Below are 18,200 nucleotides of genomic sequence, written 5' to 3'. Positions count from 1 at the left end.
CGCCGGCCGCGCCGGCGTCCGTGCGGCCCCGGGCGGGGGGGCCACGGCACCGGTGACCGGTGCCGTGCCGCACGGGCGAGCCAGGGCTCGGGATGGCGCCGAGGTCACCACCCCGGGGTGTAGCTGTTGTACCGCCGTCGGCGCGGACGCAGGCTGATGGCGAAGCCGACGATGCCCCCGGCGATGATCCACAGGCCGGGACCGAACGCCCGTACCCGCTCCATGATGCCGTCCAGCGCCGTCGCGTCGTTCTGAGCGGCCTGGGTGCCCGAGGCGATGGCGGAGTTGTCGGCCGAGCCGCCCGCGTCACCGATCCTGGTGCCCGGGATGGTCACGCCGAGCGCCGTCATCGCCTTGGTCACGGGCTGGAAGAACGTCACCCCGCCCTTGACGCAGTCGCCGCTGCCGCCCGAGGTCACACCGAGCGCCGTGTTCCCGACGAAGAGGGGGCCGCCGCTGTCTCCGGGCTCGGCGCACACGGTGGTCTGGATCAGCCCGCTGACGCTGCCCTCGGGGTAGTTCACCGTCGCGTTCAGCCCCGTCACCTTGCCGGAGCGCAGCCCGGAGGTGGCGCCGCTGCGGAAGACCTCCTGGCCCACGGTCGGGTCGGCGGCGTTCGTGATCTTCACCTGCTGGCTGTTGCCCACGTCCAGGACGCTGTTCCGGTTGAGCTTGGTGTTGTCGTAGCGCACCAGGGAGAAGTCGTTGCCGGGGAAGTTGGTCTGCACGGTGGTGCCGATGCTCGTCTTGCCCCCGGTGTCCTGGAACCAGGGCGTTCCGGGCGGGCCGCAGTGCCCGGCCGTCAGGATGAAGCCGGTCTGGCCGTTGGTGACGTTGAAACCGGCCGAGCAGCGGCTGCCGTTGGTGAAGATGGGGGCGGCGCCGTTGGTCTTGGTCGTGAACGTGCCCGTGGTGCGCTCCATGCCCACCTCCTCGCCCATCGGCTCGGCCATGTCCTTCATCTTCGACCAGTCGGAGGTGGAGACGGTGCTGTCGCCCAGCACCATCACCTTGTTGGACTTCGGGTCGACCATCCAGGCGGTGCCCGCCACCCGGGGCGCCGCGCGCAGCGTCTCGGTGGCCGATTTCAGCTGATCCATGCTGAACCGGACCCGCTTGGCCCGTGCCCCGGCCCGGCCGACCTCGGCGGCCGCGTCCGCGTCGGTCACCGCGACCACCGGCTTCCCGTCCGCGGCCACCCAGTTCCCGGCCGTACGGGACGCGCCCAGCTCGGACGCCAGACGGCTTCCGAGGTCGGTTCTCGCGCCGCCCTGGGCGTTCTCCCCGTCCAGGACCTGCGAGGAGCCGCCGCTCTCCGCGCCGTGCGCCGATCCGCCCGGTGAGGACTGTGCGACCAGCAGTCCGCCACAGACCATGGCGCCGACGGCCACGTACCGTACTCCATGGCGCACGCCTCGCCGCGTGTGCTTCACCACCACGTCTCCTTACGTCGATCCAGCGCCGACAGGCAGAGCCAGGGCTCGGCCGGCAGGGGCCCTCCCTCTTCATACGGGCGGGACCGGCGTCGCGCTCACCGCGGAGCGCGGCTGTTGTGACGTGACTGTTGTGACACGGCACGGAGACGCGGCTGCTGCGACGCAGCACGGAGACGCCGCACGGAGACGCGGCGGGGAATCGGCGTACGGTCCGCTCACCCCGGGTCAGGTCAGGGACAGTCCGCAGCGCAGGTTCCACCGGCCGGAGCGGCCGCTCAGCGCGGTCGCGGTGAGCGGGGCTACGTCCAGCCGCCAGAAGGTCCGCGGGGGCAGGTCCAGCGCGTGGACCAGGGCGGCGCGGATCACGGCGGGTTCGGCGACGGCGAGCACGCGTGCGTCCTGCTCGGCCCCCGACTCCAGCCAGGTGCCGGTCCGTTCGATCAGCTCCAGCAGCGACTCACCGCCGTGGGGCGCCGCCGCCGGGTCCGACAGCCAGGCCGCGACGTCCCCGGGCGTCTCCCGCCCCACCTCGTCCAGCGACCGGCCGCGCCAGCGGCCCACGTCGAGGTCGCGCAGCCCGGGCGCCACCGCCGCGTCCAGGGCGAGGGCCCGCGCGGTGCCGCGGCAGCGCGCGGAGGGTGCGGTGAACGTCACATCGTGGTGCGGCAGGGAGCCCGCGGCAGCCCGGGCCCGCCGCACGGCGGCCGCGTCCGGCGGGGCGTCGTCGAAACGTACCTGCCGCAGGGCCGCGTTGACCGCGGGCGCCAACAGGGTGATACGCACCGCCTTATCCCCCTTTTCCGCATCATCCGCCCTCGTCGGCGGGGTGATTCCGGCGACCGCGCCGTAGCGGGGGCCGGGTGTCGCGCGCTACGGTCTCATGGAAAACGACGGCGCGACGGAAGTCCGGTGAGAGTCCGGCACGGTCGCGCCACTGTGTGTCCGGCGGAATCGTCCCGTACAACGCGGGCCGTCCGGCGGGCGAGTCAGACCCAGCGCCGTCGTACGAGTACCAACAAACGGGACGCGTGTTCCCAGGAGGTCGTCATGGCTCAGTCCGCCGTTCCCGCCCCCGGCTCCCAGCCGGTGCCGGAGATCACCCCCATCTCGCTGAAGGCGATCGCCCCGTGGGCGCTGTTCTTCGGTGTCCTCATGCTCATCCTCCTGTACTTCGTCGGCGCCGAGCAGGGCGCCACCGCGGTCGTCTCCGGTGAGAACGTGCACGAGTGGGTGCACGACGGCCGCCATCTGCTCGGTTTCCCCTGCCACTGACCGCACTCACCGCCTCAGTTACAGCACCACACCAGGGGAATCGACACCGTCATGAACTCCATATCCGTCCGGGCGCTGCTCGTCCGGGGCATGCTCGCGGGTCTCGCCGCCGGGCTGCTCGCGCTCGCCGTGGCGTATCTGCTGGGCGAGCCGCGCGTGGACGCGGCCATCGGGTTCGAGGAAGCGCACAGCCATGAACACGGCGGCGTCGAACTCGTCAGCCGCGCCGTGCAGTCCACCGCCGGCCTGGCCACCGGCGTGCTGATCTACGGTGTCGCCATCGGCGGCATCGCGGCCCTCGTGGTCTGCTTCGCCCTCGGCCGCGTCGGCCGGTTCGGGCCACGGGCCACCGCCGCGCTGGTGTCACTCGGCGCGCTGGTGTCCGTCTACGTGGTGCCGTTCCTGAAGTACCCGGCCAATCCGCCGGCCGTGGGCGATCCGGCCACCCTCGACCAGCGCACCACGCTGTACTTCCTGATGGTGGTGCTCAGCGTGCTGCTGACGGTCGCCGCGGTGATCCTCGGCAAGCGGCTGGCGCCACGGCTGGGCAACTGGAACGCCACCGTGGCCGCCGCGGTCGCCTTCCTCACGGCGGTCGGGCTCGCGTACGCGTTCCTGCCCTCCTTCAACGAGGTGCCCCACGGCTTCCCGGCCACCTTGCTGTGGCAGTTCCGGCTGGCGGCGCTGGCCGTCCAGGCGACGCTGTGGGGATCTTTCGGCCTGCTCTTCGGGTATCTGGCCGAGCGGCTGATCGTTCCGCGCCCGGCGGCCGCCGTGGCGCCGGGCACCACGGCGAACGCGGGTGCCGTCCGCTGATCGCCCCGCTCCCCCGCCACGCCCGGTCCGCCACCCGTCGTCAGAGGAACCACCACCCGTGCCGATAGCACGTCCTGCCCGATACGCCACCCTGTTGCTGACCGGCGCCCTGCTGCTGACCGGATGCGGTGGCGGCCCGAAAGCGTCCTCCGGCTCCCCGGAGGACGCCCCCGGGTATCCGCGCACCGTGAGCAACTGCGGCAAGAAGGTCCGTATCACCGCACCGCCCCGGCAGGCGGTGTCGCTCAACCAGGGATCGACGGAGATCCTGCTCTCGCTGGGGCTCGCCGACCGGCTGTCCGCCACCGCCACCTGGACCGACCCGGTCCTGCCCGGGCTGCGCGAGGCGAACGCCACCGTGCCCCGGCTGGCGGACAACGCGCCTTCCTTCGAGAAGGTGCTCGACAAGGAGCCGGACTTCGTGTCCGCGTCCTTCGAATCGACGCTGGGCAAGGGCGGGGTGGCCACCCGCGAGCAGTTCGAGAAGCTCGGCGTGCCGACGTACGTCTCCCCCGCCGACTGCACCAAGGACAACAGCGGGGACGGTGACGGCAGCCGCGCCACCCCGCTGACCATGGACCACGTCTACGGCGAGATCCGCGACCTGGCCAGGGTCTTCGGCGTGGAGAAGCGCGGCGACGCGCTCATCGGCAAGCTCAGGGCCCGGGTCACCAAGGCCACCCGGGGCATCGACGCCTCCGGCGCCTCCCTGCTCTACTGGTTCGCCAACTCCGAATCGCCGTACATGGCGGGCTGCTGCGGCGCCCCCGGCGCCATCACCCACGCGGTCGGCGCGAAGAACGTCTTCGACGACGCCCATGAGGAGTGGCCGCAGATCAACTGGGAGACGGTGGCCGAACGCGACCCCGACATCCTGGTGATCGGCGACCTCGCCCGGAAGCAGGAGTCGGCCGAGACCGCCGCGAAGAAGATCGCGTTCCTGGAGTCCAACCCGGTCACCCGGTCGATGGACGCCGTCCGCCACAAGCGGTACGTGCTGCTCAGCGGGCAGGCCCTGAATCCGTCGATCCGTACGGTCGACGGCATCGAGAAGGTGGCCGCCGCGCTGCGCCGCTCCGGCCCCGGCCGGTGACGGTTACGGCCGCGGTACGTGCACGACGGCTGCGGTACCCGGCGCTGTGGGCGGCCGGGGCCGTGGCGCTGCCGCTGTCGATCGCCTTCGCCATCACGATCGGCCCGGCCGACATCCGGGTGGCCGATGTGTGGGCCGTGGTCGCGACCCATCTGGGCTGGGGCAGCAGCGGGCTGACCCCGATCCGGGACGGCATCGTGTGGGATCTGCGGCTGCCGCGGACTCTGCTCGCCGCGGTGTGCGGGGCCGGGCTCGCGGTATGCGGGGCGGTGATGCAGTCGCTGCTGCGCAACCCGCTCGCCGACCCCTTCGTGCTGGGGGTCTCCTCGGGCGCGTCCACCGGCGCGGTCGCGGTGGTGGTGCTGGGGGCCGGTGGCGGCGCGGTGTCCGTCTCGGCCGGTGCCTTCGCGGGGGCGGTGGTCTCGTTCGCGCTGGTGCTGGTGCTCAGCCAGATGCTGGGCGGGACGACGGACCGGGTGGTGCTGTCCGGGGTGGCCGCGATGCAGCTGTTCTCGGCGCTGACCTCGTTCATCGTGATGACGGCCGCGGACGCGGAGCAGACCCGCGGTGTGCTGTTCTGGCTGCTGGGCTCGCTCGCGAACGTCGGCTGGGCCGAGGTGTGGGCGGGGCTCGCGGTGCTGGCCCTGGCGCTGCTGGTGTGCGGGTGGCACGCGCACGCGCTGGACGCGTTCGCGTTCGGGCAGGACGCGGCGGCCACCCTCGGCGTACGGGTGGCCCGCACCCGGATCGTCCTGCTGACCGTCACCGCGCTGCTGACCGCGGCGCTGGTCAGCTCGGCGGGAGCGATCGGCTTCGTCGGGCTGGTGCTCCCGCACGCCGCCCGCGCCCTGGTGGGCTCCGGGCACGCCCGGCTGCTGCCGGTGACGGCGCTGACCGGGGCGGTGTTCCTGGTGTGGGTGGACACGCTGGCCCGTACAGTCCTCGACCCGCAGGAGGTGCCGGTGGGCGTGGTCACCTCGCTGATCGGCGTACCGGCCTTCGTCGCGGTCCTCTACCGCACCCGGAAGGCGGGGACGGCGTGACCAGGGACGCGGCGGGCGCCGGGGCCGGGCTGCGCGCGGAGCGCGTGGCGCGCGGCGCGGGCGGCCGGCTGATCGTGGACGGGGTGAGCCTCGCCCCGGCACCGGGGTCGTGCGTCGGGGTGCTCGGGCCGAACGGCTCGGGCAAGTCGACGCTGCTGCGGCTGCTGGCCGGGGTGCTGGCCCCCGCCTCGGGGGTGGTCACGCTCGACGGCCACCCGCTGGCGGATCTGCGGCGCGGGGCGGTCGCGCGCCGGATCGCGGTGGTCGAGCAGGACGCCGTCACCCAGTCCGAGCTGACCGTGCGCGAGGTGGTGGGCCTCGGCCGCATCCCGCACCGCCGTCCTTGGTCGGGGCCGTCGGCGGCGGACGAGGAGGCGGTACGCCACGCCCTGGAGCGGACCGGCCTCACCGACCGGGCCGGGCAGTCGTGGCACACCCTCTCCGGCGGTGAGCGCCAGCGCGCCCAGATCGCCCGCGCCCTCGCGCAAGCGCCCCGGGAACTGCTGCTGGACGAGCCGACCAACCACCTCGACATCCAGCACCAGCTCGATCTGCTGGCCCTCGTCGCGGACCTGCCGGTCACCACCGTGATCGCGCTGCACGATCTGAATCTGGCCGCGATGTACTGCGACGCGCTGCTGGTGTTGCGGGAGGGGCGGGTGGCGGCGGCGGGCACCCCGGGGGACGTCCTCACCGAGGGGCTCATCGCCGAGGTCTACGGGGTGCGCACGGCCGTCACACCCGACGGCCCCGGCGGACGCCCGCACATCCGCTTCCTCACCAGATGACACCAGGTGACACCGATGACACCAGGTGACCGGAGACCGCGCACGCGGTCACGGAATCACCCGGCGGGCGCACCTGCGGATGCATACCGCCCGAATCACCGAGAGAGTCGACATATCCGACATACCTGACGAGTTGGTTGGGGTGCTGAGGTATGCGAATCACCGGACTTGGACATGCGGGACTCTTCATCGAGACCGCGGCGGGATCGGTCCTGTGCGATCCCTGGGTCAACCCCGCCTTCTTCGGCTCGTGGTTTCCGTTCCCGGACAACACGGACCTGGACTGGGCGCACTACGGGCGTTCCGCGGACTATCTCTACGTCTCTCATCTGCACCGGGACCACTTCGACGCACAGAATCTGCGCCGCCATGTGCGCAAGGACATCACGGTGCTGCTGCCCGCCTTCGCCACCGATGAGCTGGAGCGTGAGCTGCGCGCGCTGGGGTTCACCCGGTTCCTGCGCACCGAGAGCGGAGAGCCGGTCGAGCGGAACGGCCTGCGCATCATGATCACCGCCCTCACCGGCCCCGGCGACGGCCCCATCGGCGACTCCGCGCTCTCCCTGGACGACGGCCGGACCGTGCTGCTCAACCAGAACGACGCGCATCCGCTGGACATCCCGGCGATCCGGGCGTTCGGCGAGGTCGACGCGTATTTCGTGCAGTTCTCCGGGGCGATCTGGTACCCGATGGTCTACCAGTTGCCGGACTCCGCGAAGCGGGAGTTCGCCGCCCGCAAGCGGCAGGGCCAGTTCGACCGCGCGCTGCGCTACATCGACGCGGTCGAGGCGGCACACGTCTTCCCCAACGCGGGTCCGCCGTGCTTCCTCGACGACGCGCTCTTCGAGTTCAACAGCACCGGCCGCGACGGCGAGTCCATCTTCACCGACCAGCGCGAGTTCCTGGCCCAGCTCGCGCAGGCCCGGCCGGATGTCGCGGCGCATCTGCTGCTGCCGGGCACGGTCGCGGAGCCCGAGGACACCGCCTGCAAACTCACCCACCGCCACACCGACAAGGAGATCGACCACATCTTCGGCGACAAGCGCGCCTATCTGCGCGACTTCGCCCGCCGACAGCGCCCCGCCCTCGCCGCCGAACGCGCCTCGCGCACCCCCGCGCTGCCCCGCGAACGGCTGCTGGCCGAGCTGAAGCGGTGGTGGGAACCGCTGCTGGCACGCGCGGACCACATCTGCGCGGGTGTCGGCGGCCCCGCCCGGCTGGACGTGGGCGAGATCCCGATCGTGATCGACTTCCCGGCCCGGGAGGTACGGGAGTGGAACGGCGAGCGCTGCCGCTACACACTCTCCACCACGGGCGACCTGGTGGCCACCAACGTCGTCAAGCGCGAGGTGGACTGGTCCAACAGCCTGCTGCTGTCGATGCGGTTCACCGCGAGCCGCATCGGACCGTACAACGAGTTCCTGTACGTGTTCTTCAAGTGCCTGTCCATGGAGCGCGTCGAGTACGTCGAGAACTACTACGCCTCCAGCGAGGACGACGGCCAGGACATCGAACTCGACGGCTGGCAGATCCAGCGCCGCTGCCCCCATCTCCGCGCCGACCTGAGCCGGTTCGGGCAGATCGAGGGCGACGTGCTCACCTGCACCCTGCACGGCTGGCACTACGACCTGAACACCGGACGCTGTCTGACGGCCGACGGCCACGAACTGCGCGCGACGCGGTGCGAGGATCGATGAGACAACCGGGGCTCCCGCGCGTATGGGTCGGTGAACCCAGCGAAGGAGTCACACATGACGCGCAGAAGAACCCTCGGCCGCCGGAAGCAGCTGGTGCTCCTCGTCGGCGCGGTGGCACTGGCCGGTACGGGAGCCGGAGTGATGGCGGCCACCAGTAATGCCACCACCGAGCAGAGTTCGGTCAAGTCTGCCGCCGGCTCCAACTCCACGGCATGCGACGGGCTGACGCAGGCGCTGGCCAACAACGAGAAGTTCATCGCGGACCAGCAGGCCAACCCGGACCCGCAGTCGGAGGCCCGGATAGCGAACCGGCAGGCGGTCATCGAGGAGATCAAGCGGAAGCAGCAGGCGTCCGGGTGTGCGGTGGACGCCCCCGCCGCCGCGTCCACACCGGGCGGCGGGGACGCGGCCGATGAGGCGGCGGCCGCCGATGACGCGGCAGCAGATGACACCGGGGCGGCCGATGACGCCGCGGCTTCCGGGAACGCCACCGGCGGTGACGTGGTCTGCGCGGGCTCGACGGTGACCCTGTCCGGCGAGGACGGAACACCGGCCGCGTCCAGCAATCAGTTCCCGGCCGGAACCAAGCTCAAGGTGACCAACCTGGACAACGACAAGTCCACGACCGTCTCCGTCACCTCGACCTCGGGCAGCTGCGCCCTGCTCAACAACGCCGCCTTCGAGCAGGTCCGCGAGCCCGGCAAGAACCTGATCCGCAACGCGCGCATCGAGCGCGTGGGCTGAGCGGACGACGCACCGGGGGCCGGGGTACGAAACCACCGGCCCCCGGCGGCCGATCAACGCCCCTGGCCGGTAACCTTGCCCAGGCGGGCGGCCACGGCCGCGAGCCCCTGCCACGCCTGCTCCGGGTAGCAGGTCTCCTGCGGGTCACCGTTGTACGGATCGAGCAGCACCGACTCGGCACCCAGCCGGCGCAGCTCCTCGATGTCGTCCATGACCTGGTCGATCGTGCCCTCACCGGCCGGGCGTTCGGGGCCGGTGACCGGCTCGTCGGTGAGCTTGAGCACCAGCCGCGGGGCCAGTCCGGGCACCGGGCGGCCCAGCTCCTCCGCGATGCCCTTCAGCCGGTCCAGCGCCTCCCGCAGCCAGTCGAGGGTGAACCAGATGGGGTGCCACGCCTGGCCGTGCCGTACCGCCCGGCGCAGCGCGGCGTCGCTCATACCGCCCACCCAGACCGGTATCTCCCCGCTGCGGTAGTCCGCGTCGTCCTCCCAGGCGGTGCGGATCGCCTGGAGGTGTTCGTCGGTCAGCTGTCCGCGCCGCCCGTGCTCCACGCCGAGCGCCTCGTACTCCTGCCGCGCCCATCCGACGCCGACGCCGAGGACCAGGCGGCCACCGCTGAGCTGGTTGAGGTTGGCGGCCATGCGGGCGATAAGGAGCGGATGCCGGTACGGGACGACCAGCACGGTGGTGCCAAGCCGCACCCGGTCGGTGATCCCGGCCAGCCAGGAGAGGGTGGTGAAGGGCTCGTAGAACGGGGCGGGGTACTGCTCCGCCACATCGGGGGTGACCGCGACGTGGTCCGAGACCATCAGCAGGTCGAACCCGAGCCCCTCCACGGTCCGGGCCCATTGGCGCAGCACATCCGGCCGGGCGCCCGGGCCGAAGTTCGGAACGTTGACTCCTATTTCCATGCCGTCACCCTAGGCAGTGATCATGATGCCGGGAACACCGGCTCGTTCGTCTGCCGCACCGCCCCCCGGGCGGCTAATCTCGCTCCATGGACGCCACTTGGGACCCTTCCGCGCCAGGGGTGTTGCGGCTGCCCTCGGGACGACTCGTGCGCGGCCGGGGGCTGCGCCACCCCCTTCCCGAGGGGCCCGCGCCCGCCTTCGCGCTGTATCTGCTGGGCCATGAGCCGCCCGCGGTGGACTGGGAGGCCCGCTGGCTGCGCTGGCCCGACTTCCGGCTGCCGTCCGACCGCGAGGACGCCGCCGCCGCGCTGCGCGAGGTGTGGGAGCGGGCCACGGGCGAGCGTGTCGAGGTCGCCTGCGGCGGTGGCCGGGGCCGCACCGGCACGGCACTGGCCTGCGTCGCGGTGCTTGACGGTGTACCGCCCGGGGACGCGGTGCGGTACGTACGCGAGCACTACGCGGCACGCGCCGTCGAAACGCCCTGGCAGCGCCGCTACGTCACCCGGTTCGGGCAGCCCGCCACGTCAGGCTTCCACTAGCAGCTTCGGGTGCGGCACCGGCGTGATCCAGCCGTTGTATCCGGAGTCGCTTGGCACACTTTTCTGCACGACATCGATCACTTCCCGCCCGATATAGTCCAGGTGTGACCGGTATCGCAAGGAAGAATCCACTCCGCCACGGATGAGTGCGATGCGCGAGGGTACCCATCGCTTCATGGACACAAACGAGCAAAGCTTGCTCACGCCCGATCTGCCGCCCGTGGTCGACGTACCGGATCTGACGTTCCCCAGCGGACGCCGCACCGAGAAGTCCCCGGGCCCGGCGGAGCGGAACGGCGAAAAGGAATCCCCCGCAGCCTCCACCGCCCCCCAGCAGCGCCCCCTCGCGGCGTAAAGTCCGGCAACTCGGGCACTGAGCAGGCATGCGTCTTGCAGTGCTCGACATAGGTTCACGTGCCGTTCACCTGAAAATCGCCGATCTCGTTCCTGGCGGACCGCCCGAGCCGGTGACCACTCTCAAGCAGTCGGTCCACCTGGCCGAGGCGACCGATCACCGAGGCGTGATCAGCGAGGACGCCATCCGGCGCCTGGTCGGCGCCGTGACCGAGAGCGAAGCGGTCGCAGCCGCCCACCAGGCCGATGACCTGGTGCCCCTGGCGACCTCCGCGGTACGTGACGCGGCCAACCGGAACGCCGTTCTCGCCGCGATCGAGGACGCCACCGGAATCCGGGTGCGCTTCTTCACCGGTGAGCAGGAGGCGCGCCTGAGCTTCCTGGCCGCGCGCGGCTGGCACGGCTGGTCGGCCGGGCGGATGCTGCTGTTCGACATCGGCGGCGGCTCGATGGAGCTGGCCTGCGGCAGCCGTACGGAGCCCGCGGTGGCGCTGTCGCTGCCGCTCGGGGCGGGCCTGCTCACCCGCCACCACCTGCCCGACGACGCTCCGGTGCACAAGCGGGACGTGGCGCGGCTGCGCCAGTATGTGCGCTCCGTCCTCACCGAGGCCACGGTCGACCTGCGCGCCCAGCCGGTTCCCGAGTCCGCGATCGCCACGTCGAAGACCTTCGTCCAGCTCGCACGGCTCGCCGGAGCCCCCAAGCCGACGGCCGGGGCGCCCGGCCGTAGCACCCTCGACCGCGCCGACCTGCGGAAATGGATTCCCCGGCTGGCCGCCAGGACCGATGCCGAGCGCGCCCGGCTGCCGGGCATCTCCGCGTCCCGGGCCCATCAGTCGCTCGCCGGGGCGATCGTGGCGGAGGCCGCCATGGAAATCCTGGACGTGCGACAGGTCACCCTCTGCCCCTGGGCCCTGCGCGAGGGAGTCCTGCTGGACCGGCTGGCCGCGCTCGACGCCCCGCCGCTGTCGGCGGTGGCCGTGCCGCGGGCCCGGAACCACGCCCTTCACCGGCTGCACACCGTCTCCTGAGCACCGCCCGGTGGCCCCCGGGGATGATCGGGCGGGCCCGGGGCGTTATGCGGTGCGGCAATCTTTGTCGATGACGATGGGGACGGAAGACATGCCTCTTCACGGTGAATACGAGCCGAGCCCGACCCAGTGGGTGCGTGATCAGGTCGATCTGATCGAGAGCTCCGGGGGCACCCAGGGCACGACGATGCGGGACATGCCCGTCATCGTGCTGACCACGCGCGGGGCCAAGAGCGGGAAGATCCGCAAGACTCCGCTGATGCGGGTGGAGCACGAGGGCAGGTACGCGGCGGTAGCCTCCCTCGGCGGCGCCCCCAAGCACCCCGTCTGGTATCACAACGTGCTGGCCGACCCCCGCGTCGAGCTGCGCGACGGGACGGAGCTGTCGGACATGAAGGCCCGCGAGGTCACCGGCGAGGAGAAGGCGCTGTGGTGGCGGCGCGCGGTCGAGGCGTTCCCGAACTACGCCGAGTACCAGGAGAAGACCACGCGTGACATCCCCGTCTTCGTCCTGGAGCCCGTGACCACACCGCACTGAGCCGCCCCGGGCGGTGAGCGGGGCCCGGCCCGGCGGCCGTGCCCCGCTCACCGCCCGGCGGCCTCCACCCGGCCGTCACACAACCTTTACGCAACCGGACCCGGCTCGCCCGCAGTGATATGTGTCCTCGCGGCAGGGGAAACCGAAGGTTAGGCTCGGGTGGCACACCTGTACCACGGCACGAAGGATGTACCCCAGCATGACCACCGCGAACAGGGGCGATCTGTCCCCGATCTACGACAGTCTCATAGCGGAACAAGGCGATGTTCTCGCCGAGGCACGGGAAGCGGCCGAGGTGATTCAGCGGGAGGCCGCCGAGGCCCTCGACTGGAGCCGCATCCGCCCCGCTCAAGGGCCCCACCCGCACCAGCGGAGCGAGTGACGAGGGTCCGTACCGTCTCGGCCCCCAGCGGGTTCCCGGAATACGAAGCGACAACCGGCGCGGCCCGGGGCGCCAGCCGTCGGGCCACGCGACCGCGCGAAGGCACCTGACCACCAGGCGCGATGACCTCCCTCTTCGATAAGATCCCGGCGACGCACCGGATTTGATGGCGTCGCACACTTATCGCATGAGGGGAATCAGGTGACTACAGGGGTAGAGACATTCGAGTTTCAGGTCGAGGCGCGTCAGCTCTTGCAGCTGATGATTCATTCGATCTACTCGAACAAGGATGTCTTTCTGCGGGAGCTCATCTCCAACGCCTCCGACGCCCTGGACAAGCTGCGGCTGGAATCCCTCCGGGACGGGGATCTGGAGGCGGACACCGACGATCTCCATATCGCGCTGGACGTCGACCAGGAACAGCGCACGCTGACCGTGCGCGACAACGGCATCGGCATGTCCCACGAGGACGTGGTGCAGCTCATCGGCACGATCGCGAACTCGGGCACCGCGAAATTCCTCAAGGAGCTGAAGGAGTCGCAGGACGCGGCGGCCTCCCAGGACCTCATCGGGCAGTTCGGGGTCGGCTTCTACTCCAGCTTCATGGTCGCCGACGAGGTGACGCTGCTGACCCGCCGCGCGGGTGAGGGCCAGGGCACCCGCTGGGTGTCCAGCGGCGAAGGCACGTACACCATCGAGCCGGTCGAGGACGCGCCCCAGGGCACCACGGTCTCCCTGCGGCTCAAGCCCGAGGACGCCGAGGACCATCTCTTCGACTACTCCTCGCCGTGGAAGATCCGGGAGATCGTCAAGCGCTACTCGGACTTCATCACCTGGCCGATCCGGATGGCCGGCGAAGGCGCTCCCGCCTCGTCCGGCGACGCGTCCGAGGACGGCAGCACGCCCGACGACGGCGGCGCCCCCGAACTCGAGACGATCAACTCGATGAAGGCGCTGTGGGCCCGTCCGCGAGGCGAGGTCACCGACGCGGAATACAGCGAGTTCTACAAGCACATCAGCCACGACTGGACCGACCCGCTCGAAACCATCCGCATGCAGGCGGAGGGCACCTTCGAATACCAGTCGCTGCTGTTCATTCCGTCCCGCGCACCGCAGGACCTGTATATGCAGGACCGCAAGCGGGGGGTGCAGCTCTACGTCAAGCGCGTCTTCATCATGGACGACTGCGAAGCGCTCATGCCGGAATATCTGCGCTTCGTCAAGGGCGTCGTCGACGCCGCGGACCTTTCGCTGAATGTCTCGCGCGAGGCCCTTCAGCAGGACCGCCAGATCCAGCTGATGCGCCGTCGGCTGGTCAAGAAGGTGCTGTCGACGGTGAAGGACATGATGTCCCAAAGCGCCGAGCGGTACGCCACGTTCTGGAAGGAGTTCGGCCGCGTCCTCAAGGAAGGGCTGCTGGGCGATTTCGAGAACCGGGACGCGATCCTGGAGGTCTCCTCGTTCGGCTCGACGCATGACGCGGAGCAGCCGACCACCCTCCGGCAGTACGTGGAGCGCATGAAGGAGGGGCAGGAGCACATCTACTACCTGACGGGCGAGTCGCGCTCGCTCGTGGAGAACTCGCCCCACATGGAGGCCTTCCAGGCCAAGGGGTACGAGGTGCTGGTCCTGACCGACCCCATCGACGAGCTGTGGGTCGACGCCGTCCCCGAGTTCGAGGGCAAGCAGCTGCGGTCCGTCGCCAAGGGTCAGGTCGACCTCGACGACGAGGACGAGTCGAGCGAGGGCGGGCCCGAGCGCGAGCAGCAGAAGAAGGACTTCGCCGATCTGCTGTCCTGGATGACGACGACGCTGAACGAGCAGGTCAAGGAGGTGCGGCTCTCCTCCCGCCTCACCACCTCCCCGGCCTGCATCGTCGGCGATACCCACGATGTCACTCCGGCGCTGGAGAACATCTACCGCGCGATGGGGCAGAACGTGCCCCAGATCAAGCGCATCCTGGAGCTGAACCCCACGCATCCGCTGGTCAGCGGCCTGCGCACGGCGTATGGCGAGCGGGCGGAGGACCAAGGCCTCGCGGATACGGCCGAACTCCTCTACGGAATGGCCCTGCTCGCCGAGGGCGGCGAACTGAGCGACCCGTCGCGCTTCATCAAGCTGATGGCCGGTCGCCTGGAAAAGACGCTGTGATCCGCACCCCCGGCGGGCCGTCGCCACGGCCCGCCGGGGGTCTTTTGCCGAACCGGCAAATCCTCTCCCCCTCTCCCCGGCCGTCACCTCATGATCGTGGCGCGGTGAGCCATGAGGCCACGGCAGTTCAGGGAGGACTTATGCACCATCGGCTGGTCGACGTCGGGGATGCCCGTATCCATGTGGTGGAGGAGGGCTCCGGCCCACTGGTCCTCATGATCCACGGCTTCCCCGAGACATGGCACTCCTGGCGCCATCAGCTCCCCGCGCTCGCCGCGGCCGGATACCGCGCGGTGGCCATCGACGTACGCGGCTACGGCCGCTCCTCCGCGCCACACGACGTGGCGGCGTACCGCATGCTCGCCCACGTCGGCGACAACGTCGGCGTGGTCCGTGCCCTCGGCGAGGAGACCGCGGTGGTCGTGGGCCACGACTGGGGCTCCCCCATCGCCGCGAACTCCGCGCTGCTCAGGCCCGATGTCTTCACCGCCGTGGGGCTGCTCGGCGTGCCGTACGCGCCCCGGGGCGGGCCGCGGCCCAGCGAGGTCTTCGCACGGATCGGCGGGGACGAGGAGTTCTACGTCGGCTACTTCCAGCAGCCCGGCCGGGCCGAGGCGGAGATCGAGCCCGATGTACGCGGCTGGCTCGCGGGGCTCTACACCGCGCTCTCGGGCGACACGGCGCCCTCACCCGAGAGCGGCAGCCCCTTCTTCGTCCCCCGGGGCGCACGGATGCGGGACCGCTTCCCGGACGGTCCGCTGCCGTCCTGGCTCACCGAATCCGATCTCGACGCGTGCGCCGCGGAGTTCGAACGGACCGGGCTGACCGGGGCGCTGAACCGCTACCGCAACGCCGACCGCGACTGGGAGGACCTCGCGGCATGGGACGGGGCACCCCTCACCCAGCCCTCGCTGTTCCTGGCCGGGGAGCGCGACGCCTCGCTCGGCTGGCTGGCCGACGCCGTCGCGGCGTACCCCACCACCCTCCCCGGTCTGGTGTCCTCGCACCTGCTCGACGGCTGTGGCCACTGGGTGCAGCAGGAGCGGGCCGAGGAGGTCAGCCGACTGCTGATCGCCTGGCTGCAGGGGCTCGGCTGAGGCAGCGCGGCTCAGCGAATGCGGCCGAGACAGTGCGGCCGAGGGTGCTTCAGCCGAGGTGTTCGGCGGCCGCGGCGCGGATCAGCTGGCGCAGCCCGTCGTAGTAGACGCGGTGATCGGTCAGAGCGGGCAGCACCACGTCCCGCTGCCCCGACAGCACCGGAAACTCCTCGGGGTCCAGCGCGGCGAGCGCTGTACGCGCCGTGGCCAGGGCCCGCTTCTCGTCCTGGTGGTCGACGAAGGCGACGGCGCCGAGGGTGAGCAGATACAGGCGGCGGTAGACCTGGATGGCCGCCGCCGGTGTCATCCCGGCGGCGACGCTCTGGGCGAGCTGCGGCTCGACCAGACGGCTCAGCAGCTGCGGGCCGAACCAGGAGCGGCCCGCGCGCAGCGCCGCCAGCCCCGGGTGCCGGACGAGCACCTCGTACAGCGCGGTGAAACGGGTCTCGGTGGCGGCGGCCCAGTCGGTGTCCTGCGGCACCCGGGGCAGCAGGGTGGCCAGGTGGTCGGCGCAGGCGTTCAGCAGACCGTCGAAGTCGCCGCAGCGGCGGAAGACCGTGGCGTGCGAGACGTCGAGCCGCTGCGCCACCGCGCGGAAGCTCAGCGCCTCGGGGCCCTCCTCATCGATGACCGACAGAGCCGCCACCGCGATGGTGTCCAGGGCGGGCGGGTCGGCCGCGGTCCGCTTCTTCTGTCTCACAGGTCCCTCTCTCACGGGGCAGATCTCTCCCGTGATCTCTCACGGGGCAGATCTCTCACCGGGCAGAGCGTAACAGTGGTTGTTACAGTGTTTCGCATGGTGACTCATCACGACGTACAGGCCGCGGCGCGGCGAGCCACGGGGCACATCCGGCCCGTCGCGCTCGCCCCGGTGGACGAGGGGGCCTTCGGCGGGGCCGAGGGCTGGCTGGCCCTGGAATTCCTGCAGCACACCGGCTCCTTCAAGGCGCGCGGGGCGTTCAACTTCATCGGCAGCCACATCGAGGCGGGCACCGTGCCGGACGCGGGTGTCGTCATCGCCTCCGGCGGCAACGCCGGGCTGGCCTGCGCCTGGGCGGCGGCCCGGCACTCCGTGACCGCCACGGTGTTCGTGCCCGAGACGGCGCCCGCGGTCAAGGTCGGCAGGTTGCGCGCGCTCGGGGCGGAGGTGCGCCAGGTCGGCCGGGAGTACGCCGACGCGCTGGACGCCTCCCGCAAGCACGCCGCCGAGACCGGTGCGCTGGAGTCGCACGCCTATGACCATCCGCTGATCGCGGCCGGTGCGGGCACCGTGATGGAGGAGATTCTGCGGTCCTGCCCTGACCTGGACACCGTCGTGGTGTCGGTCGGGGGCGGCGGGCTGTTCACCGGGGTCGCGGTGTCCGCGCTGGCGCACGGCGTCAAGGTGGTGGCCGTGGAACCGCGCGGAGCGCGCGCGCTGAACGCGGCGCTGGAGGCGGGGGCGGTGGTCGACGTCCCGGTGGACTCGGTCGCGGCGGATTCGCTGGGGGCGCGGCGTGCGTCGCCGATGGCGCTGGAGTGGGTGCGCAAGGACGGGGTGCGGTCGGTGCTCGTATCCGACGAGGAGATCGTCTCGGCACGGCAGGCCCTGTGGGACGACCGCCGGATCGCGGTGGAGCACGCCGCGGCGACGGCGATGGCGGCGGTGCGGTCGGGGGCGTACGAGCCCGGGCGCGGCGAGAAGGTGGCGGTGCTGCTGTGCGGGGCCAACACCGATCCGGGGGACCTGGCACACCCGTAGCGGCACCGCGGGAGCGCCCGCCCCTCCCCCGGACGCGGGAAGGGGCGGGTGGGACCGGCGGCCGTCTACTCCCCCGCGTATGCCTTCCGAAGTGCGGCGATGTCAAGCTTGACCATCGTCATCATGGCGTCCATGGCGCGCTTCGCCTTCGCCGGGTCGGAGTCGGCGATCATCTTCATGAGAACCTCGGGGACGACCTGCCAGGACACCCCGAACTTGTCCTTCAGCCAGCCGCACTGGACCTCCTGGCCACCGCCCTCCAGAAGCCGGTTCCAGTAGTAGTCGACCTCCTCCTGGTCCGCGCAGTGGATCTGGAAGGAGATGGCCTCGTTGAAGGTGAACTCCGGCCCGCCGTTGAGCCCGACGAACTTCTGGCCGTTGACCTCGAAGTCCACGGTCAGCACCGAGCCGGGGGTGCCGGGACCGGACTCGGTGTAGCGGAGGGTCCGGCCGAGCTTGCCGTCCTTGAAGATCGAGACGTAGTGCTGCGCCGCCTCCTCGGCCCGGCCGTCGAACCACAGGCATGTGGTGAATCCGTCGCTGGCCATCAGTGCCTCCTGCGGGTGG

Annotated in this window: 20 protein-coding genes; 15 read left to right on the top strand and 5 right to left on the bottom strand. The window is 71.1% G+C overall.

Features of this window, described 5'->3' with window-relative positions:
• Nucleotides 1-104 precede the first annotated feature (104 nt).
• On the bottom strand, nucleotides 105-1,376 hold the full coding sequence (locus ABZ370_RS06780) for a S1 family peptidase (RefSeq protein WP_358617458.1): 1,272 nt from the start codon (nucleotides 1,374-1,376) through the stop codon (nucleotides 105-107).
• 285 nt (nucleotides 1,377-1,661) lie between these two features.
• Nucleotides 1,662-2,219: a histidine phosphatase family protein gene (locus ABZ370_RS06775; protein ID WP_358617395.1), complete on the bottom strand. Its 558-nt coding sequence runs from the start codon at nucleotides 2,217-2,219 to the stop codon at nucleotides 1,662-1,664.
• 264 nt (nucleotides 2,220-2,483) lie between these two features.
• Here ABZ370_RS06775 and ABZ370_RS06770 point away from each other — a divergent pair, with 264 nt between their 5' ends.
• From ABZ370_RS06770 to ABZ370_RS06740, 7 genes are all read left to right on the top strand, one after another.
• Entirely contained in the window at nucleotides 2,484-2,708 is a 225-nt protein-coding gene (locus tag ABZ370_RS06770; protein WP_358617393.1) for a CbtB-domain containing protein, read from the top strand.
• A gap of 51 nt (nucleotides 2,709-2,759) precedes the next feature.
• The gene (locus tag ABZ370_RS06765) at nucleotides 2,760-3,524 is read left to right on the top strand and encodes a CbtA family protein (protein ID WP_358617390.1); all 765 of its coding nucleotides are present in this window, start codon (nucleotides 2,760-2,762) and stop codon (nucleotides 3,522-3,524) included.
• Between the two features lie 58 nt (nucleotides 3,525-3,582).
• The gene (locus ABZ370_RS06760; RefSeq protein ID WP_358617387.1) at nucleotides 3,583-4,617 is read left to right on the top strand and encodes an ABC transporter substrate-binding protein; all 1,035 of its coding nucleotides are present in this window, start codon (nucleotides 3,583-3,585) and stop codon (nucleotides 4,615-4,617) included.
• Nucleotides 4,614-5,660, top strand: a complete 1,047-nt coding sequence (locus ABZ370_RS06755; RefSeq protein ID WP_358617385.1) for an iron chelate uptake ABC transporter family permease subunit — start codon at nucleotides 4,614-4,616, stop codon at nucleotides 5,658-5,660. The genes ABZ370_RS06760 and ABZ370_RS06755 overlap by 4 nt, the downstream gene beginning before the upstream one ends.
• A complete protein-coding gene (locus tag ABZ370_RS06750; RefSeq protein ID WP_358617382.1) occupies nucleotides 5,657-6,448 on the top strand; it encodes an ABC transporter ATP-binding protein in 792 nt (263 codons plus the stop codon). The genes ABZ370_RS06755 and ABZ370_RS06750 overlap by 4 nt, the downstream gene beginning before the upstream one ends.
• 152 nt (nucleotides 6,449-6,600) lie before the next feature.
• Nucleotides 6,601-8,145 (top strand): Rieske 2Fe-2S domain-containing protein, encoded by a 1,545-nt coding sequence (locus ABZ370_RS06745; protein ID WP_358617380.1) that lies wholly within the window; start codon nucleotides 6,601-6,603, stop codon nucleotides 8,143-8,145.
• Between the two features lie 54 nt (nucleotides 8,146-8,199).
• On the top strand, nucleotides 8,200-8,889 hold the full coding sequence (locus tag ABZ370_RS06740; RefSeq protein WP_358617378.1) for a hypothetical protein: 690 nt from the start codon (nucleotides 8,200-8,202) through the stop codon (nucleotides 8,887-8,889).
• Between the two features lie 53 nt (nucleotides 8,890-8,942).
• On the opposite strand, the gene ABZ370_RS06735 is transcribed toward ABZ370_RS06740, so the two are convergent.
• Nucleotides 8,943-9,800, bottom strand: coding sequence for an LLM class flavin-dependent oxidoreductase (locus ABZ370_RS06735; protein ID WP_358617376.1), 858 nt, complete (start codon nucleotides 9,798-9,800; stop codon nucleotides 8,943-8,945).
• 86 nt (nucleotides 9,801-9,886) lie between these two features.
• On the opposite strand from ABZ370_RS06735, the gene ABZ370_RS06730 reads away from it, so the two are divergent.
• The 7 genes from ABZ370_RS06730 to ABZ370_RS06700 all read left to right on the top strand — a co-directional run bounded on the left by ABZ370_RS06730 (nucleotide 9,887) and on the right by ABZ370_RS06700 (nucleotide 15,892).
• Nucleotides 9,887-10,339: a protein-tyrosine phosphatase family protein gene (locus ABZ370_RS06730; protein ID WP_358617373.1), complete on the top strand. Its 453-nt coding sequence runs from the start codon at nucleotides 9,887-9,889 to the stop codon at nucleotides 10,337-10,339.
• Nucleotides 10,340-10,514: 175 nt separating this feature from the next.
• Nucleotides 10,515-10,694, top strand: a complete 180-nt coding sequence (locus tag ABZ370_RS06725; protein ID WP_358617370.1) for a hypothetical protein — start codon at nucleotides 10,515-10,517, stop codon at nucleotides 10,692-10,694.
• Between the two features lie 28 nt (nucleotides 10,695-10,722).
• Entirely contained in the window at nucleotides 10,723-11,724 is a 1,002-nt protein-coding gene (locus tag ABZ370_RS06720; protein ID WP_358617368.1) for a Ppx/GppA phosphatase family protein, read from the top strand.
• Between the two features lie 91 nt (nucleotides 11,725-11,815).
• Nucleotides 11,816-12,262 (top strand): nitroreductase family deazaflavin-dependent oxidoreductase, encoded by a 447-nt coding sequence (locus ABZ370_RS06715; protein WP_358617366.1) that lies wholly within the window; start codon nucleotides 11,816-11,818, stop codon nucleotides 12,260-12,262.
• 199 nt (nucleotides 12,263-12,461) lie between these two features.
• Nucleotides 12,462-12,644 (top strand): hypothetical protein, encoded by a 183-nt coding sequence (locus tag ABZ370_RS06710; RefSeq protein ID WP_358617363.1) that lies wholly within the window; start codon nucleotides 12,462-12,464, stop codon nucleotides 12,642-12,644.
• A gap of 201 nt (nucleotides 12,645-12,845) precedes the next feature.
• On the top strand, nucleotides 12,846-14,795 hold the full coding sequence (htpG, locus tag ABZ370_RS06705; protein ID WP_358617361.1) for a molecular chaperone HtpG: 1,950 nt from the start codon (nucleotides 12,846-12,848) through the stop codon (nucleotides 14,793-14,795).
• Between the two features lie 140 nt (nucleotides 14,796-14,935).
• Complete coding sequence (locus ABZ370_RS06700; RefSeq protein ID WP_358617358.1) at nucleotides 14,936-15,892, top strand: alpha/beta hydrolase; 957 nt, start codon at nucleotides 14,936-14,938, stop codon at nucleotides 15,890-15,892.
• A gap of 49 nt (nucleotides 15,893-15,941) precedes the next feature.
• Here the strand turns inward: ABZ370_RS06700 and ABZ370_RS06695 are convergent, their stop codons facing one another.
• Nucleotides 15,942-16,592: a TetR/AcrR family transcriptional regulator C-terminal domain-containing protein gene (locus ABZ370_RS06695; protein WP_358617355.1), complete on the bottom strand. Its 651-nt coding sequence runs from the start codon at nucleotides 16,590-16,592 to the stop codon at nucleotides 15,942-15,944.
• 96 nt (nucleotides 16,593-16,688) lie between these two features.
• Between ABZ370_RS06695 and ABZ370_RS06690 the strand changes: the two genes are divergently transcribed.
• Nucleotides 16,689-17,633: a threonine/serine dehydratase gene (locus ABZ370_RS06690; RefSeq protein WP_358617352.1), complete on the top strand. Its 945-nt coding sequence runs from the start codon at nucleotides 16,689-16,691 to the stop codon at nucleotides 17,631-17,633.
• A 65-nt stretch (nucleotides 17,634-17,698) separates the two neighbouring features.
• Here ABZ370_RS06690 and ABZ370_RS06685 read toward each other — a convergent pair whose 3' ends face one another.
• A complete protein-coding gene (locus ABZ370_RS06685) occupies nucleotides 17,699-18,181 on the bottom strand; it encodes a VOC family protein (RefSeq protein WP_358617349.1) in 483 nt (160 codons plus the stop codon).
• Nucleotides 18,182-18,200: the final 19 nt, after the last annotated feature.

This window comes from Streptomyces sp. NPDC005962, from assembly GCF_040629205.1.
Taxonomy (GTDB): Bacteria; Actinomycetota; Actinomycetes; order Streptomycetales; family Streptomycetaceae; genus Streptomyces.
Note: the sequence above shows the minus strand (reverse complement) of the source record. Positions and strands in the feature narration are given on the sequence as shown.

What these genes read in the sequence shown, in the direction of transcription:
- ABZ370_RS06700 (WP_358617358.1), top strand. Translation starts at nt 14,936, where the DNA reads ATGCACCATCGGCTGGTCGACGTCGGGGATGCCCGTATCCATGTGGTG.
- ABZ370_RS06770 (WP_358617393.1), top strand. Translation starts at nt 2,484, where the DNA reads ATGGCTCAGTCCGCCGTTCCCGCCCCCGGCTCCCAGCCGGTGCCGGAG.
- ABZ370_RS06735 (WP_358617376.1), bottom strand. Translation starts at nt 9,800, where the DNA reads ATGGAAATAGGAGTCAACGTTCCGAACTTCGGCCCGGGCGCCCGGCCG.
- ABZ370_RS06685 (WP_358617349.1), bottom strand. Translation starts at nt 18,181, where the DNA reads ATGGCCAGCGACGGATTCACCACATGCCTGTGGTTCGACGGCCGGGCC.
- ABZ370_RS06715 (WP_358617366.1), top strand. Translation starts at nt 11,816, where the DNA reads ATGCCTCTTCACGGTGAATACGAGCCGAGCCCGACCCAGTGGGTGCGT.
- ABZ370_RS06780 (WP_358617458.1), bottom strand. Translation starts at nt 1,376, where the DNA reads ATGGTCTGTGGCGGACTGCTGGTCGCACAGTCCTCACCGGGCGGATCG.
- ABZ370_RS06690 (WP_358617352.1), top strand. Translation starts at nt 16,689, where the DNA reads ATGGTGACTCATCACGACGTACAGGCCGCGGCGCGGCGAGCCACGGGG.
- ABZ370_RS06730 (WP_358617373.1), top strand. Translation starts at nt 9,887, where the DNA reads ATGGACGCCACTTGGGACCCTTCCGCGCCAGGGGTGTTGCGGCTGCCC.
- ABZ370_RS06725 (WP_358617370.1), top strand. Translation starts at nt 10,515, where the DNA reads ATGGACACAAACGAGCAAAGCTTGCTCACGCCCGATCTGCCGCCCGTG.
- ABZ370_RS06720 (WP_358617368.1), top strand. Translation starts at nt 10,723, where the DNA reads ATGCGTCTTGCAGTGCTCGACATAGGTTCACGTGCCGTTCACCTGAAA.
- ABZ370_RS06765 (WP_358617390.1), top strand. Translation starts at nt 2,760, where the DNA reads ATGAACTCCATATCCGTCCGGGCGCTGCTCGTCCGGGGCATGCTCGCG.
- ABZ370_RS06740 (WP_358617378.1), top strand. Translation starts at nt 8,200, where the DNA reads ATGACGCGCAGAAGAACCCTCGGCCGCCGGAAGCAGCTGGTGCTCCTC.
- ABZ370_RS06710 (WP_358617363.1), top strand. Translation starts at nt 12,462, where the DNA reads ATGACCACCGCGAACAGGGGCGATCTGTCCCCGATCTACGACAGTCTC.
- ABZ370_RS06745 (WP_358617380.1), top strand. Translation starts at nt 6,601, where the DNA reads ATGCGAATCACCGGACTTGGACATGCGGGACTCTTCATCGAGACCGCG.